Here is a 14,723-nt window from a genome sequence, read left to right as displayed (position 1 = left end):
CCGCCGTCGCGCCTGCACTACCATGGTGCAATGACGGCCGCGCCCGACCTCGACCAGCTGACCACGCCGCTCGCGTGGACCACGCTCGACGCGCGCATCGCCGGCTGCAACATCGCGTTCGCGCGCTGGCTGGGTGTCGGTTCGCGACGCCTGATCGGGCTGCCGCTCGCCGCGCTCGCAGACGATGGCGGCCTCGATGCCGTGCTCGATCGCGCCGCCGAACCCACCGATGCGCCGCTGCGCCTGCGCCGCCTCGGCCTGCGCTTCGCCGATGGCGCCGAGCGCTTCTGCGACGGTTGGCTGAGCCGTCGCGACGACGGCTGGCTGCTGGAAGCGCATCCGGTCGACGAATTCCCCGACGACGATCCCGCGCGCCTGCCATCCGCGCTGAGTGCGGCCTTGCGCGGCCTCGCGCACGAGCTGCGCAATCCGCTCGCGGGATTGAAGGGCGCGGCGCAACTGCTCGCACGCCGACTCGATGCGAATGACGCCGACGGCCATGCGCTCACCTCGCTGATCGACGTCGAGACCGCGCGCCTCACCGGGCTGCTCGATCGACTGCTATCGCCCGCGCCGCCGCAACCGCATGCGCCGGTCAACGTGCACGGCGTGTTGGAGCGCGTGCTGCGCCTCGCCGAATCGGACGCCGGTTGGGCGGTGCGCCTGGTGCGCGACTACGACCCCAGCCTGCCCGATGTCGACGGCGACGCGGATCGCCTGACGCAAGCCACGTGGAACCTCGTGCGCAACGCGATCGAAGCCGGCGCATCCCAGGTCACGCTGCGCACGCGCGCCGAACACGCCGCGCGCATCGGCGAGGCCGTGCATCCACTCGCATTGCGCCTCGACATCGCCGACGACGGTCGCGGCGTGCCGGCGGAACTCGCGGAACGCCTGTTCCTTCCGCTGGTAAGTGGGCGCGCCGACGGCACCGGTCTCGGCCTCGCGCTCGCGCAGCAGGTCGTGCGCGAACACCGCGGCGCGCTCAGTTATCGCTCGCGTCCAGGCCACACCGTATTCACCCTGCTGCTGCCGTTGCCGGAGCCCGTCGATGCCTGAGTCGCTGATCTGGATCGTCGACGACGAAGCCGCGATCCGCTTCGTGTTGTCGACCGCATTGCGCGACGCGGGCTGGCGTGTCGACGCGTTTCCCGACGCGAGCGCCGCACTGCACGCGTTCGACGAAGCGGCGTCGCCACCCGATATGCTGTTCACCGACGTGCGCATGCCGGGCGACGACGGCCTGGTGCTGCTGGAAAAACTCAAGACGCGCCATCCGGACCTGCCCGTCGTGGTGATGAGCGCGTACACCGACATCGCGAGCACCGCCGGAGCGTTCCGCGCCGGCGCGTACGAATTCCTGTCGAAACCGTTCGACCTCGACGACGCGGTCGCGCTCGCGGCGCGTGTCCTTGGCCCGTCGACGCCGCCGGTCACCGCGCCGGACGAACTTCCTGCGACGAGCGAAACGCTGCTCGGCGCCGCGCCGGCGATGCGCGAGCTGTTCCGTGCGATCGGTCGCCTGGCGCAGGCATCGTTGTCGGTGCTGGTCACCGGCGAAACCGGCACCGGCAAGGAGCTGGTCGCGCGCGCGCTCCATCGCGAATCGCCGCGCGCACACAAGCCATTCGTTGCGCTCAACACTGCGGCGATTCCGGCCGAGCTGCTCGAATCCGAACTGTTCGGCCACGAAGCCGGCGCGTTCACCGGCGCCGCGCGCCGACACATCGGGCGCTTCGAGCAGGCCGATGGCGGCACGCTCTTCCTGGACGAAATCGGCGACATGCCGGCGGCGCTGCAGACGCGCTTGCTGCGCGTGTTGCAACAAGGCGAGTTCTTCCGCGTCGGCGGCCGCGAACTGATCCGCGTCGACGTGCGCGTGATCGCGGCGACCCACCAGGATCTCGAAGCGCGCGTCGCCAGCGGCCAGTTCCGTGCCGACCTGCTGCATCGTCTCGACGTCGTGCGCCTGCGCCTGCCGCCGCTGCGCGAACGTCGCGAGGACATTCCGCTGCTCGCCGCGCATTTCCTCGCGCAGGCTGCGTCGCGACTCGGTGCGCGCGCCAAGCGCCTGGAGCGCGACGCGCTTGAACGCCTGCAGTCGCATCCATGGACCGGCAACGTGCGCGAACTGGAGAACGTGTGCTGGCGACTTGCCGCGCTCGCGCCGGCCGAACGCATCACGCGTGCGGATGTCGACAGCGCGCTCGGAACGCAGGCATCGACGGTGCCCGCGAACGACTGGGACGCCGCGCTCGCCGACTGGGCGCGCGACGCGCTCGAACGCGGCGACGCGAACCTGCACGAGGTCGCGCGCGAACGCCTGGAGCGCGTGCTGCTCGACGTCGCACTCGAACGCACCGGCGGGCGGCGCGCGCAGGCTGCGGCGCTGCTCGGCCTCGGCCGCAACACGCTGACCCGCAAGCTCGGGCCCGGTCGTCGGCGCACGCCGCGCGACGCCGGCTAGCTTCACCGCGCGCGAATGCGTGCGCCGCAGACTGTCGAACCTTCGCAGGAGATCGCCATGAAGACGTGCCTCGCTGTCGTGATTCCCGCACTGCTCGTCGCCGGCTGCGCGACCACGTCCACCGCGCCATCCGCCGCGCCCGCGCATACGGCGAGCATCGGTGTCGCGACGCCGATGGTCGGCAACGCGACGATCGCGCTCGCCGCGGCATCCGGTTCGCTGGTCAGCGGTCGCCTGAGCGCGATGGCGATGACCGACGGCGTGCACATCACCGGCGATGTCGGTGGGCTCGCGCCGGGCAGCACGCATGGCCTGCACGTGCACGAGAAAGGCGATTGCAGCGCGGCCGACGCGAGCAGCGCGGGTCCGCACTTCAATCCGGCCGGCACCGCGCACGGAAACCCGCAGGCTGGCACGCACCACGCGGGCGACCTGCCTAACATCACCGCCGGCAGCGACGGCGTCGCGCACGTCAACGTGCATGTGTCGGGCATGACGCTCGGCGGCGCCGCGTCGAGCAACATCATCGGCCGCGCACTCGTGGTACATGCCGCGGCCGATGACTACACGTCGCAGCCGGCCGGCAACTCGGGCGCACGCGTCGCCTGCGGCGTGATCCGCGCGGGAGGCTGACGGTGCCCGGCCATCTGCGCGTTCGCGACGCGGTGCCCACCGACGCCGAGCTGCTCGCGCGCTGGGCGTGCACGATGGCGCACGAGACCGAGCACCTCGAACTCGATCCGAAGGTCGTGCTGGCCGGCGTGACGCAGGGCATCGCCGATCGTGCGAAAGCGCATTACATCGTTGCGGTGCACGAGGTGCAGGTGGCCGGCGGCGAAGTGATCGCCGAACCGGTCGGCATGCTGATGACGACCACCGAGTGGAGCGACTGGCGCTGCGGCCACTGGTGGTGGATCCAGAGTGTGTACGTGGTGCCGGAGCATCGCCGCGAAGGCGTGTTCCGCGCACTGCATGCGCATGTGCGCGCACTCGCCGCCGCCCGTCGCGACGTGCTCGGCCTGCGCCTGTATGTCGAACGCGACAACGACACCGCGAAGTCGACCTACACCGCGCTCGGCATGCGCGACGCGGGCTACCGCATCTTCGAGGCGACGACGCGCGAGGCGCGTTGACGCGCCTCGCCGCGTGACCGTCACAGCCGGCTGGGCGCAGGCCACGGCCGCCTTCACGCATGCGGCTGCGACGGCCGTCACGCGGCATCGTCGTTGCATGGCCCGTTCATGTGAAAGGCGGGTGACGTGATTACCCTGTAGAACCTTCGCGGCGCGCCGTTACATCGGTCGAGGCCGCGGTGTCGGGTCCTTCGAATCCACCTTGAATCGCGCCGTGGCGCGATGTTCCGTCAGGAGTTCCGTGTCATGCAGGTTATGGGCGCGACGCTGCGCAAGATCACTCTCAGGGACGGCATGACCGCCATGCTGTTCAGCCTCGCGCTCACCGCGGGCCTCGCGCTCGCGCTCAAGTCGAGCGGTCGCGACATGTGGCAGGCGACCGATGCGCTGATGCCGGTGTTCGTCGGCGGCCTCGCGCAGGCCGCGGGCATCAACCCCGTGCGCAGCCCGCTGTTGCTGGCCCTCGTCGCCGCCGGCGCCGCCGTGGTCATGATGCTGACCAAGCTGGCGCTCGGCCTGGTCTGAGCCGCGCACATCGCTGCATGTCGACGGCCGCCGCGAGGCGGCCGTTTTCGTTGATGCGGCGGCATCGGCGACTGAACGATCGCGTCGTCGATTCACCGCGCTTTGGCGCGCGCGCTTGCAGCGTGGCCCGGTCTTTCCACCGGATCCCCGCCATGGCCCGCAAGCCCACCAGTGCCCAGCAGCTCGCCACCCTGATCGAAGGCATCGACATCGCGATGTTCACCACCGTTGGCCCGGACGGTTGGCTGGTCAGCCGTCCGCTGTCGACGCAGCAGGCAAGCTTCGACGGCGAGCGCATCTGGTTTTTCACCGAAGCCGACAGCCCTAAGATCGGTGAGATCCGCCGCAGGAAGAAGGTCAACGTCGCCTATGCGTCGAAGGACTCGAACGTGTACGTGTCGGTGGCCGGCGAGGCACGCGTGAGTCGCGATCGCGCCAAGCTCGAATCGCTGTGGAGCGACGCCATGAAGGCGTTCTTCCCGAAGGGCGTCAACGACCCCAACCTCGTCATGATCGAAGTGCAGGTGCGCAGCGCCGAGTACTGGAGCGGGCCGCGCACAGGCATCGGCAAGCTGCTGTCGTTCGTGGTGGCGCGCGTCACCAAGAAGGAAGAGTTGATGGGCGAGAACCGCATCCTCGACCTGCGCGACGGCAAGCGCGCCGCGCTGCGCGCGCCGTCGGACAAATCGGCGCGCGGTCGCTCGAAGGCGTCGACGAAGAAGGCCGCCGCGGGCGTGCTGACGCGCAAGCGCGCCACCGCGCGCAGGACCACCACCCTGCACTGATCGGCGCTACGCGCCACCCGTCGGCCGACACGGGACGGACCGCACGCGGGCGCGCCTGCCCGAGGCATGCTGCGCGCGTGCGGTCCTGCGTCCGTCCCCGGGTCAGCGGAGGTGCGCGATGAAAGCGTTGAACCTGTTCACGCTCGTGCTGGTGGTGATCGGCGGCATCAACTGGGGCCTCGTCGGCCTGCTGCAGGTCGATCTGGTCGCCGCGATCTTCGGTGGGGCCGCCTCGCCGCTGGCGCGGATGGTCGACCTCATCATCGGCGCGTCCGCGCTCTGGCAGCTGATGCTGCTGATGCGCCTGCTGCGCGTCGACACGCCGACCGCGCAACCGGGCTGACGTCGCCGCCTAGGCGAGTGCGTGCACCGCGTCGTCGTCGCGGTCGCAGTGCACGAAATTGACCGGCACGCCATGCGCCTGCAGCACTGCCGCGAGCTGGCGCTGGCGCGCTTCGAAATGCGCGTGCTGTCGATACGCACGCTCGCGGCTCGCTTCCGAGTCGCAGTCGAGACCGACCGCATAGCGCTTCTGCCACGCCTGCGTCGAGAACATCGCGATGCGCGCTTCGCCGTCGGCGTAATGGATCAACGGTTCCGGTGGTTCGTCGAGCCAGGCTTCGTCCAATGGCGCGAGCAGCGCGGTCTCGATCAGCGGCCATAGCGACGCGAGGCCGGCGTGTTCGTACTGCAGCGACGTCATCGCCGCGAGGTCGTGCACGGTGAGATAGCGCGCATGCTCGACCTGCAGGCCGAACATCGACTGCGCGGCGAGCGCCGTCGCCGCACCCGCCATGCCGCGTTCGAGCAGTTCGTGCTCGAACAGGTCGCCCACTGCCGACACCTGGTCGATGTCGCCGGTCAGCACGAACGGGACGAGGCGCAGCGGGCCGCCCGCGAAGTCATCGCGCGGGCTCAACGCGCCGGGCAGGCCACCCTCGTGCGCGCCGAACGCGATGACGCGTGCGCGCCCGCGGCCGGGTGCGCGTGCGGCGAGGTCGTCGAGTTCGCGATGCAGCGGCCAACCGGGACGCAGCAGTTCGACCGGGTCGTAGTGCGCGCCGACGACGACCAGTTCGAGTTCCGCAGCGCCCGGCGCGAACGTCGCGAGGTCCGCGGCGATCAGCGCGGCGAGTTCGCCGGCTTCGGCCTGCGCGAGGCGATCGGTGCGTGCCGGCGCATCGCCCGGCACTTCGAGCGCGAGCGCGCCGAGCACATGCACGGCGCCAGCGGGGTTGGTCGTGATCGGGGAGTCGGTCATCAGTACGCTGGCGTGTGGTAGCGCTACACTCGCCGCATTATGCCCACGGCGCGCCGCGCGCCGCGTCATTCGACCCACGAGGCCTTCCATGCAGCTGCATCGTCCCGTCGCCGTGCTTGGCGGCGTCCGCATTCCCTTCTGCCGCCAGAACACCGCCTATGCCGATGTCGGCAACTTCGGCCTGTCGGTACGCACGCTCGGCGCGCTGGTCGAGAAGTACGGCCTGCAGGGCGCGCAGCTGGGCGAAGTGGCGATGGGCGCGGTGATCAAGCATTCGTCGGACTGGAACCTCGGCCGCGAAGCCGCGTTGTCGTCCGGCCTGTCGCCGCTGACGCCTGGCATCACCCTGCAGCGCGCCTGTGGCACCTCGCTCGACACCGTGGTGCACATCGCCAACAAGATCGCGCTGGGCCAGATCGACGCCGGCATCGGCGGCGGTTCGGACACCACGTCCGACGTGCCGATCGTGTACGGCGCGAAGCTGCGTCGCCGCCTGCTGAAGGTCGCAGCCGCGAAGACCGTCGGCCAGAAACTCGCCGCGTTCGCCGGGTTTTCGCCGCGCGAGCTGAAGCCGGATTTCCCCGGCGTCGCCGAGCCGCGCACCGGCAAGTCGATGGGCCAGCACTGCGAGGACATGGCGAAGGAATGGGGCATTCCGCGCGAGGCGCAGGACGAACTCGCGATCGCGTCGCACCACAAGCTCGCCGCCGCCTACGAGCGCGGCTTCTTCGACGATCTCGTCGTGCCGTTCCGCGGCGTATCGCGCGACAACATCCTGCGCGCGGACACCACCATGGCGAAGCTCGCGTCGCTCAAGCCGGCGTTCGATCGCACCAGCGGTCGCGGCACGCTCACCGCGGGCAATTCGACGCCGCTCACCGACGGCGCCGCCGCCTGCCTGCTGGCGAGCAACGAATGGGCGCAGTCGCGCGGCATCGAACCGCTGTGCTGGATCCGCGACGCGCATGTCGCCGCGGTCGACTTCGTCGCAGGCGAAGGCCTTCTGATGGCGCCGACGGTCGCCGTCGCCGAGATGCTGGTGCGCAACAACCTCACGCTGCAGGACTTCGACTTCTACGAGATCCACGAGGCGTTCGCCGCACAGGTGCTGTGCACGCTGCGCGCGTGGGAAAGCGATGCGTACTGCCGCGAGCGCCTCGGCCTTGATCGCGCGCTGGGTGCCATCGATCCGGCGAAGATGAATCCGAACGGTTCGTCGCTCGCCACCGGCCATCCGTTCGCGGCCACCGGCGCGCGCATCGTCGCCACCGCGGCGAAGGAACTCGCGATGCGTGGTCGCGGGCGCTGCCTGGTGTCGATCTGCACCGCCGGCGGCATGGGCGTGGTCGCGATCCTCGAGCGCTGATCGCGCGATGGATGCGATGGCCGCCGCGCGTGCGGCCGCTTCGCAACCCCGGTAAGGTCGGTCGGCCGTTGGGAACGGCACCCCATCTTCCGGAGTCGCGCATGCGTCGTCGTCTTGTCGTACCTCTCGTACTGGTCCTGCTGGCCGCCGGCTGCAGCCGCGGCGACCAGGCCGCCGATTCGTCCGCCGCAAGTGCGCCGGCCGCGATGCAGGCCGCACGCGACGAAGCGGATGCCGCCGCAGCCGCGTCGGCGAGTCCCGTCGCCGCAGCCGACGGCGGGGCGGAGCAGGCGGCGACGAGCGCGGTCACCGGCCCGGGTGTCTACGCCGATGCGATGGGTTCGGCCGCGATGACGCAGCAGGTGGGCAGCCGGCGCTTCATCCGCACCGCGCAGGTCGAGGCGCAGGTGCGCGACGTGCAGCGCGCGTCGGTGCGCATCGCCGACCTCGTCGCCTCGCAGGGCGGCTTCGTGACGCGCGACGACGTCAGCACCGGCATCGATCGCGTCGAGGCACGCCCGCTCGGCAACGGCCGGCTCGTCGAACTGTCGACCTACACCGTGCGCGGCGACCTGCAGGTGCGCGTGCCCAGCGATCGTGCGCAGATGTTCCTGCGTTCGGTCGCGGGCGAGTTCGAATTCCTCGATCGCCGCCACTACGAGGCGGTCGACGCGCAGTTCGAACTGATGCGTCGCGAGCTTGCGCGCGCTCGCCACGACCAGGCGCAGGCCGCGATCGGCCACGCGGCGGAGCAGGGCGGCAAGCTCGCCGACAAGACCGATGCGATCCAGGGCCGTGTCGACCAGCAGACCGCGCGCGACGAAGCGCTGGTCGAGCAGCGCACGTACGAGGATCGCGTCGAATTCGCGACGCTAGATTTCGCACTGCGCCAGCCGCAGCAGGTGCGACGCGCCGAACGCCCCGACGTCGACGCGATCCTGCGCAACGAACGTCCGAACTTCTTCGCGCGCCTCGGCACTGCGATCGCGCAGGGTGGCCGCGGCCTGCTCGACGTGCTGATCGCGTTCATCGCGGTGTGGCCGCTGTGGCTCGGCATCGCGCTCGCGGTCGTCGTGGTGCGCGCCTGGAAGCGCTCGCGCGCCGGATGATCGAACGCCTGCGCCGCCGGTGGATCAGCGACGCAGGCGTTCTTCCCGCTGAGCGTTATTGCAGTCGGGTGCTGGCGCGCGGATCGTTGAGCGGATCGAGCGGCCGCGCGATGCGCGGGTCCGGCGTCAGCTCGAGCAGGCCGTCGCCACGCGTGCTGCGCAGCGCGTTCGCATAGGCGAGCCGCGCACGCGCGTCGTCGGTGTTCGCCGCGTAACCATGGCCGAGCAGCTCCCAGGCTTCCGGTCCTGCGCCGCGTTCGATCGCCTGGTGCAGCGTCGCTTCCGCACCGGTCCAGTCGCCGTGCGCGTACTGCAGGCGCGCGCGGCTCAGCAGCAGGCCGGGGCTGCCCGGATGCTGCGCCAGCCATCGCTCGATGCGCGATGCGCGTTCATCGAGTCGACCGATCGACAGCCGCCCGTAGAGCGCCGCCAGCGAATCGTCCCAATGCGCGTCGAGCGCCTGTTCGATCGCGCGCGCCGCCGCGTCATCCCAATGCAGCGCGGCGGCGCGTTCGGCGTAGGCCGACACGATCGCCGGATCATGGCGAAGCGACGTGGGCACGCCGTCCCAGCGCGATGCCAATGCATTGCCATCGGCCGCCGAAAGCAACGCGCCACGCGCCCAACGCGCTTCGAGTCGCGGCAGGTCGGCTTCGGGAACGGCGTCCGCCTTGCGCAGCGCGCCGAGCATGCCGTACGCCTCGTCGTAACGACCGATGTCGGCGAGCGCCTGCGCGCGCAACGCGAGACCGCGCGGCGGCAGCGGCTGCGCGTTCGGTGCATCCAGCGCGAGCAGTGCATCAGCGGCGCGGCCGTTCGCCAGCGCGAGTTCGGCAAGCGCGACCGCGCGCAACGCGGGATGCGTCGCGGCGAGAGCATCGACATGCTGTTGCGCGACCGACGGCTCGCCACGCGCCGCGGCGGCACGCGCGGCATGCACGCGGGCGATGGCCAGCGTGTCCGGATCATCGACGCTCGCCAGCGAACGTTCCGCACGATCCCAGCGGCCCAGATGCAGGTCCTCCAACGCACCGCTCAGGCGCGCGCGTTCCATGCGCTCGCGGCGGCGACGCAATGCGATGCCGGGCGCTGCGACGAGACGCGTGAGCAGCCATGCGCCGGCAAAAATCGCGAGGCCGACGGCGATGGCACGTGGAATCGTGGTCGTGTAGTCGACGCCGCCGTAGCGCATGAGCACCAGGCCGGGTTCGGGCAACAGCACCTGCGCGGCGAGCGCGACGGCGAGGACGACGACTGTCCAGAGCAGCAGACTGCGGATGAACGACATGACGGGCCCCGATGGGACGGCGATGACCCGCAGTGTCGATAGCGGCGGTGTGAGAACCCGTGAAAAGCCGCTTCAGCGGTCGCTTCGATTCAGCGCGGCGACAAGTTGCGCGGGGCGTGGGCCGTCGGCGACGACGATGTCGTCGAAGCCGAGCCGTTTCGCGTGCGCGGCCAGGCGCTCGCTCGCGGCGAGCACGCGGGCGCGCCGCAGACGCGCTAGGTCGGCTGGCTCGAGTTGCGCGGTGGCGAGGTCGAGTGCTTCGCCGCTCGACAGCGCGATCGCCAGTCGCCCATCCGCGCCGCGCAGCGCACGCAGGCCGGTGCGCGGAAGGCCGCATGGCTCGCGTGCGTAGACGTCGGCACGCACCACGCGCGCGCCGCGAGCCTGCAGCGCCGGCGCGAGCAGGTCGCGGCCGCCCGGCGCGGTGACGACACCGACACTGCGTCCGTCGATCGCGTCGAACACCGGCAGCGCGAGCACGCCATCGCTGTCCATGCGCGCGGGTTTCGCGACGTCGCGGATGCCGGCGCGTCGCAACGCCTGGGCGGTGCCGTCACCGAGCGCAACCGCGTTCGCCGTCGCAGCGAGCGGCTGCAGCGCCTTCGCCGCAGCGACCGCATTCGGGCTGGTGAACACGACGACGTCGCAGGCGAGTGCGTCATGCAGCGCGGCGCGCGTCGCGCCGTCCTCGTGCATCGCGATGCGCACCGGCGACAGCGCGATCACCGCATGGCCGAAGCGTCGCGCAGCGTCCCGCAACCGCTGGTGCTGCCCGCGCGGACGCAGCGAGATCACGTACCATCGCGGGCCCGTCGACAGGGAGTCGTGCATGACGCGCACTTTCTCACACCGGCCGATGACGCCATGAGCACCGACGCGCTCGCGCATCTCGATGCGCACTACCAGGGCATGCCGCCCGTGCGCGCATTGCACGTGGCGATCGATGCATTCGACGGCGAACGCCTGCGGCTCTCGGCGCCGCTCGCCGCCAACGTCAACGACAAGGGCTGCGCGTTCGGCGGCTCGCTCGCATCGCTGATGACGCTCGCCTGCTGGGGACGCGTCTGGCTCGCGTTGAACGACGCGGGGCTCGACTGCGACATCTACGTCGCCGACAGTCGCATCCGCTATCTCGCGCCGCTGTACGACGACCTGCTCGCGGAGGCATCGCTGGCGGACGACGCGTCGTGGGACGACTTCATCGCCGCGATCCGCGCCAAAGGCCGCGGCCGCATCGACCTCGTCGCGCGCGTCGACCTGCCTGATGGCCGCCCGGCGACGACGTTCGACGCCCGATTCGCCGCGATCGCGCGGGCGCCGGGCGACTGAACCGTCGCCCACGCCGGGGTGTTAACGCGACCCCGTCCGCTGTGCGCGCGGCCCGTTGCGTCCTAGGATCGGCGCATCCCGGGGAGACCACCATGCGCCGACTGCTCCGCTACCTGCCGCTCCTGCTGCTGCTCGTCTTCGGCCTCGCGTCGGCCGGCCCCGCCCAGCGCGAACTGCCCCGTTCGCAGGACGCCTGGGCCGCCGCCATCCGCTGGAACGACTTCGAAGGCGCGGTGAACCTGATCGACCCCGCGCTGCGCGCCGAACAGACGCCGAGCTCGCTGGAAGCCGCGCGCTACCGCCAGGTGCAGATCTCGACCTATCACGATGTCGGCGCCAGCGTGGACTACAAGGCCGGCCGCGCGGTGCGCGACGTGCAGATCGGCGTGATCAACCGCAACACGCTGGCCGAGCGCACGGTGCGCTATCGCGAGATGTGGCGTTGGGACCCGCAGGCCAAGGCGTGGTGGATCGTCAGCGGTCTGCCGGATCTCTGGCAGGGCGACTGACGCCGGCGCGCGGCCGGACTCCGGCCCGCGCATGCGACAATCCGCGCCCGTTTCCGTCGGCGCTCCGTCCGTGACCTTCCAGGAAGTCCTCGATTTCGCCGGCCGCCACTCGTTCTACGCGATCGCCTTCGTCGTCCTGACGATCGCCATCATCGCGACCGAGCTTGCGCGGCTGTTCCGTCCGTACAAGGCGCTGTCGCCGGCGCAGCTGACCGCACTCGTCAACCGCGAGGACGCACTGGTCGTCGACCTGTCCGCCGCGGGCGATTTCGAGAAGGGCCATATCGCCGGCAGCCGCCACGCGCAGGCCAGCGCGTTCGGCCCGGACCACAAGGTGCTCGGTGGCGCGAAGGACCGTCCGGTGGTGGTGGTCTGCCGCACCGGGCAGGGTTCGGCGGACGTCGCGGGCAAGCTCAAGAAGGGCGGTTTCACCAACGTGCACTGGCTCGACGGCGGCATCGCCGCGTGGCAGCAGGCCGGCCTTCCACTGGTGAAAGGCCGCGCCTGACCGGGCGGTGCGGCCTGTGCGCCGTGCCATAATCCCGCCCCTTTCGCATTGATATTCGTGCCGGAGCACGCGCCATGACTGATGAGATCCAGAACGACGCCGAGTTCGGCGCCACCGACGCCGCCGAGGCCACCGGTCCGTCCTTCACCGTCGAGAAGATCTACGTCAAGGACGTGTCCTTCGAAGTGCCGGGCGCGCCCGCCGTGTTCAACGAGCAGACGCAGCCGCAGCTGCAGATGAACCTCAACCAGCAGGTCACGCGTCTCAACGACGCGGCCTTCGAGGTCGTGCTCGGCATCACCCTGACCTGCCTGGCCGACGACAAGCCGCTCTACCTCGCCGAAGTGAAGCAGGCCGGCGTGTTCGGCCTCGCCGGTTTCGACGCACAGACGCTCGATGCCATGCTCGGCACGCACTGCCCGAACGCGCTGTATCCGTACGCGCGCCAGCTGATCTCGGACCTGATCCAGGCCGGCGGCTTCCCGCCGTTCCTGCTGCAGCCGCTGAACTTCGAAGGCCTGTACGCCGAGGGCCTGCGCCAGCGCATGACGCAGGGTCTCGAGTCGTCCGAGGCCGCCGGCAACGCCTGATCCGGCGATGGTGGCGTCCGAAGCGGACCGCGCTGATGATCCGCGCGCGCCCCGGCGCGTCGCGGTGCTTGGTGCGGGCTCCTGGGGCACCGCGCTCGCCGCGCTGATGGCCCGCAACGACGAGGTCGTGGCCCTCTGGGGCCGCGACGTCGACGTCGTGCAGGCGATCGACGCCACGCACGAAAACCCCCGCTACCTGCCGGGCGTCGCGTTGCCCGCGAACCTGCGGGCGACCGTCGACATGGCGTCCGCACTGCGCGACGCCGACCTTGTCCTCGTCGTCGTGCCGTCGCACGCATTCGCCGAAACCCTGCGTTCGCTCGCGCCGCATCGGCCGCCGAACGCGGGCGTGGCGTGGGCCACCAAGGGCTTCGAGCCCGGCAGCGGGCGCTTCCTGCACGAGGTCGCGGCCGAAGTGCTCGGCGCGGACGTGCCGCTGGCCGTCGTCACCGGTCCGTCGTTCGCCAGGGAAGTCGCGCAGGGCCTGCCGACCGCGCTGACCGTGCATTCCGACGACGCGGACTTCGCCCAGAGCGTTGCCGAAGCGCTGCACGGCCCGGCGTTCCGTGCGTACACCGGCGACGACATGCTCGGCGCGGAACTCGGCGGCGCGATGAAGAACGTGCTCGCGGTGGCGACGGGCGTCGCTGATGGCATGCAGCTTGGCCTCAACGCGCGTGCCGGCCTGATCACCCGCGGGCTCAACGAGATGCTGCGCCTAAACCAGGCACTCGGCGGCAAGGCGGAAACGCTGATGGGCCTAGCCGGCCTCGGCGACCTGGTGCTGACCTGCACGGGAGACCTGTCGCGTAACCGGCGCCTCGGCCTCGCGCTCGGGCGAGGGCAGTCGATCGCCGACGCCGTGCGCGAGATCGGGCAGGTCGTCGAATCGGTGCAGACCGCAGACGAAGTGATGCGGCAGGCCGAACGCGCCGGCGTCGAATTGCCGATTTCGAGCGCGGTGCGCGCGGTGCTGCACGGTCAGCTCACGCCATCGGACGGTTTGCGCCAGTTGCTGGCGCGGGAGCAGAAACCGGAATATCCAACCGATCTGTTCGGTTGATTCGACAGGCCACCGGCAAAAAAAAGCCCGGCGAATGCCGGGCTTTTTCGTGACGCGACTACGATCAGAAGCTGGCGCGCACGCCGACCTGGTAGCTGTCGCCGTCGTCGCCGAGGAAGTTCAGTTCCTTGTAGCGGTACTCGGCCACCAGGCCCCAGGTCGCGTTGAACTTGAACTGGCCCGACAGCGTCACGCCGACCGCCTGATCCATGTTCTCGACGCCCGTGTACGTGAGCTTGGCGCCCAGTTCCACCTTGTCGCCAACGGCCGAACGCACGCCCGCGGCCACGCGGTAGCCGTCGTTGTGGTAGTCGGTGCCGAGCACGGTCGAGTTGACGCCGACGTAGCTGGCTTCACCGACGAAGTCGGTATTGCCGCCGATCGCCTTGTGGTAGCCGAGGGTGATCTCGGCCGGCGCGAGCTTGTTGTCGCTGTCGTAGCTGTCCTGGTGGCCACCGAACGCGCCGTAGAAGCCGCGGCCGAAGTCGGCCGAGCCCTTCAGGGCGAAGCCGTGCAGGTTCAGGCCGCTGACGTCGGCATGGCTGTAGCCCGCTTCGACGTAGGTGTAGCTGAGTTCCGCGGCCGGCGCGGCGAGCGGGGCGAGAGCGACGAGGGCCGCCATGACGATCTTCTTGTTCATTAAGTCTTCCTGATGCGTTCTGAAACCCGCCGGGGCTGCCGGTCGGGCGCGCATCCTAACGGAAAATTCACCAGATCGTCACGTAAGTGTCACAAAAAAAGCCCGGCCGGAGCCGGGCTTTTGCACTCACGAATCGTGGGGAGAGAGAGA

At 70.3% G+C, this 14,723-nt stretch carries 17 protein-coding genes and 1 pseudogene; 14 read left to right on the top strand and 4 right to left on the bottom strand.

The features are described from left to right. Positions 1-30: 30 nt before the first annotated feature. The 7 genes and pseudogenes from ACKTTN_RS02745 to ACKTTN_RS02715 all read left to right on the top strand — a co-directional run bounded on the left by ACKTTN_RS02745 (position 31) and on the right by ACKTTN_RS02715 (position 5,253). Positions 31-1,059, top strand: a complete 1,029-nt coding sequence (locus ACKTTN_RS02745; RefSeq protein ID WP_407908340.1) for a two-component system sensor histidine kinase NtrB — start codon at positions 31-33, stop codon at positions 1,057-1,059. Continuing rightward, positions 1,052-2,467, top strand: coding sequence for a nitrogen regulation protein NR(I) (gene ntrC, locus ACKTTN_RS02740; RefSeq protein ID WP_407908339.1), 1,416 nt, complete (start codon positions 1,052-1,054; stop codon positions 2,465-2,467). Before ACKTTN_RS02745 ends, ntrC begins: the two co-directional genes overlap by 8 nt. A gap of 51 nt (positions 2,468-2,518) precedes the next feature. Further along, a complete protein-coding gene (locus ACKTTN_RS02735) occupies positions 2,519-3,100 on the top strand; it encodes a superoxide dismutase family protein (protein ID WP_407908702.1) in 582 nt (193 codons plus the stop codon). 2 nt (positions 3,101-3,102) lie between these two features. Next, positions 3,103-3,600: a GNAT family N-acetyltransferase gene (locus tag ACKTTN_RS02730; RefSeq protein WP_407908338.1), complete on the top strand. Its 498-nt coding sequence runs from the start codon at positions 3,103-3,105 to the stop codon at positions 3,598-3,600. Positions 3,601-3,846: 246 nt separating this feature from the next. Beyond that, on the top strand, positions 3,847-4,125 hold the full coding sequence (locus ACKTTN_RS02725) for a hypothetical protein (RefSeq protein ID WP_407908337.1): 279 nt from the start codon (positions 3,847-3,849) through the stop codon (positions 4,123-4,125). 152 nt (positions 4,126-4,277) lie between these two features. Further along, positions 4,278-4,772 (top strand): annotated as a pseudogene (locus ACKTTN_RS02720) (pyridoxamine 5'-phosphate oxidase family protein); the annotation flags it as partial. 256 nt (positions 4,773-5,028) lie between these two features. Further along, entirely contained in the window at positions 5,029-5,253 is a 225-nt protein-coding gene (locus ACKTTN_RS02715; RefSeq protein WP_407908336.1) for a DUF378 domain-containing protein, read from the top strand. A 9-nt stretch (positions 5,254-5,262) separates the two neighbouring features. On the opposite strand, the gene ACKTTN_RS02710 is transcribed toward ACKTTN_RS02715, so the two are convergent. Further along, positions 5,263-6,171 carry a hypothetical protein gene (locus ACKTTN_RS02710; protein WP_407908335.1) on the bottom strand — a complete coding sequence of 303 codons (909 nt, stop codon included), beginning with the start codon at positions 6,169-6,171 and terminating at the stop codon, positions 5,263-5,265. Between the two features lie 88 nt (positions 6,172-6,259). Between ACKTTN_RS02710 and ACKTTN_RS02705 the strand changes: the two genes are divergently transcribed. Continuing rightward, entirely contained in the window at positions 6,260-7,537 is a 1,278-nt protein-coding gene (locus ACKTTN_RS02705; protein WP_407908334.1) for an acetyl-CoA C-acetyltransferase, read from the top strand. A gap of 101 nt (positions 7,538-7,638) precedes the next feature. Continuing rightward, positions 7,639-8,646: a DUF4349 domain-containing protein gene (locus ACKTTN_RS02700; RefSeq protein WP_407908333.1), complete on the top strand. Its 1,008-nt coding sequence runs from the start codon at positions 7,639-7,641 to the stop codon at positions 8,644-8,646. A gap of 55 nt (positions 8,647-8,701) precedes the next feature. Here the strand turns inward: ACKTTN_RS02700 and ACKTTN_RS02695 are convergent, their stop codons facing one another. Next, positions 8,702-9,934: a heme biosynthesis protein HemY gene (locus tag ACKTTN_RS02695; protein WP_407908332.1), complete on the bottom strand. Its 1,233-nt coding sequence runs from the start codon at positions 9,932-9,934 to the stop codon at positions 8,702-8,704. 72 nt (positions 9,935-10,006) lie between these two features. Further along, positions 10,007-10,765 carry a uroporphyrinogen-III synthase gene (locus tag ACKTTN_RS02690; RefSeq protein ID WP_407908331.1) on the bottom strand — a complete coding sequence of 253 codons (759 nt, stop codon included), beginning with the start codon at positions 10,763-10,765 and terminating at the stop codon, positions 10,007-10,009. Positions 10,766-10,798: 33 nt separating this feature from the next. Between ACKTTN_RS02690 and ACKTTN_RS02685 the strand changes: the two genes are divergently transcribed. The 5 genes from ACKTTN_RS02685 (at position 10,799) to ACKTTN_RS02665 (ending at position 13,933) form a co-directional block, all read left to right on the top strand. Continuing rightward, on the top strand, positions 10,799-11,263 hold the full coding sequence (locus ACKTTN_RS02685) for a YiiD C-terminal domain-containing protein (RefSeq protein ID WP_407908330.1): 465 nt from the start codon (positions 10,799-10,801) through the stop codon (positions 11,261-11,263). Positions 11,264-11,355: 92 nt separating this feature from the next. Further along, positions 11,356-11,772: a hypothetical protein gene (locus tag ACKTTN_RS02680; protein ID WP_407908329.1), complete on the top strand. Its 417-nt coding sequence runs from the start codon at positions 11,356-11,358 to the stop codon at positions 11,770-11,772. 70 nt (positions 11,773-11,842) lie between these two features. Further along, the gene (locus ACKTTN_RS02675; protein WP_407908328.1) at positions 11,843-12,280 is read left to right on the top strand and encodes a rhodanese-like domain-containing protein; all 438 of its coding nucleotides are present in this window, start codon (positions 11,843-11,845) and stop codon (positions 12,278-12,280) included. A gap of 74 nt (positions 12,281-12,354) precedes the next feature. Continuing rightward, a complete protein-coding gene (gene secB / locus ACKTTN_RS02670) occupies positions 12,355-12,870 on the top strand; it encodes a protein-export chaperone SecB (RefSeq protein ID WP_407908327.1) in 516 nt (171 codons plus the stop codon). Between the two features lie 7 nt (positions 12,871-12,877). After that, positions 12,878-13,933, top strand: coding sequence for an NAD(P)H-dependent glycerol-3-phosphate dehydrogenase (locus tag ACKTTN_RS02665; RefSeq protein WP_407908326.1), 1,056 nt, complete (start codon positions 12,878-12,880; stop codon positions 13,931-13,933). A 64-nt stretch (positions 13,934-13,997) separates the two neighbouring features. On the opposite strand, the gene ACKTTN_RS02660 is transcribed toward ACKTTN_RS02665, so the two are convergent. After that, complete coding sequence (locus tag ACKTTN_RS02660) at positions 13,998-14,573, bottom strand: hypothetical protein (protein WP_407908325.1); 576 nt, start codon at positions 14,571-14,573, stop codon at positions 13,998-14,000. Positions 14,574-14,723 lie beyond the last annotated feature (150 nt).

Origin of the sequence: Lysobacter claricitrinus, from assembly GCF_045866565.1 — a bacterium.
Taxonomy (GTDB): Bacteria; Pseudomonadota; Gammaproteobacteria; order Xanthomonadales; family Xanthomonadaceae; genus Cognatilysobacter; species Cognatilysobacter claricitrinus.
Note: the sequence above shows the minus strand (reverse complement) of the source record. Positions and strands in the feature narration are given on the sequence as shown.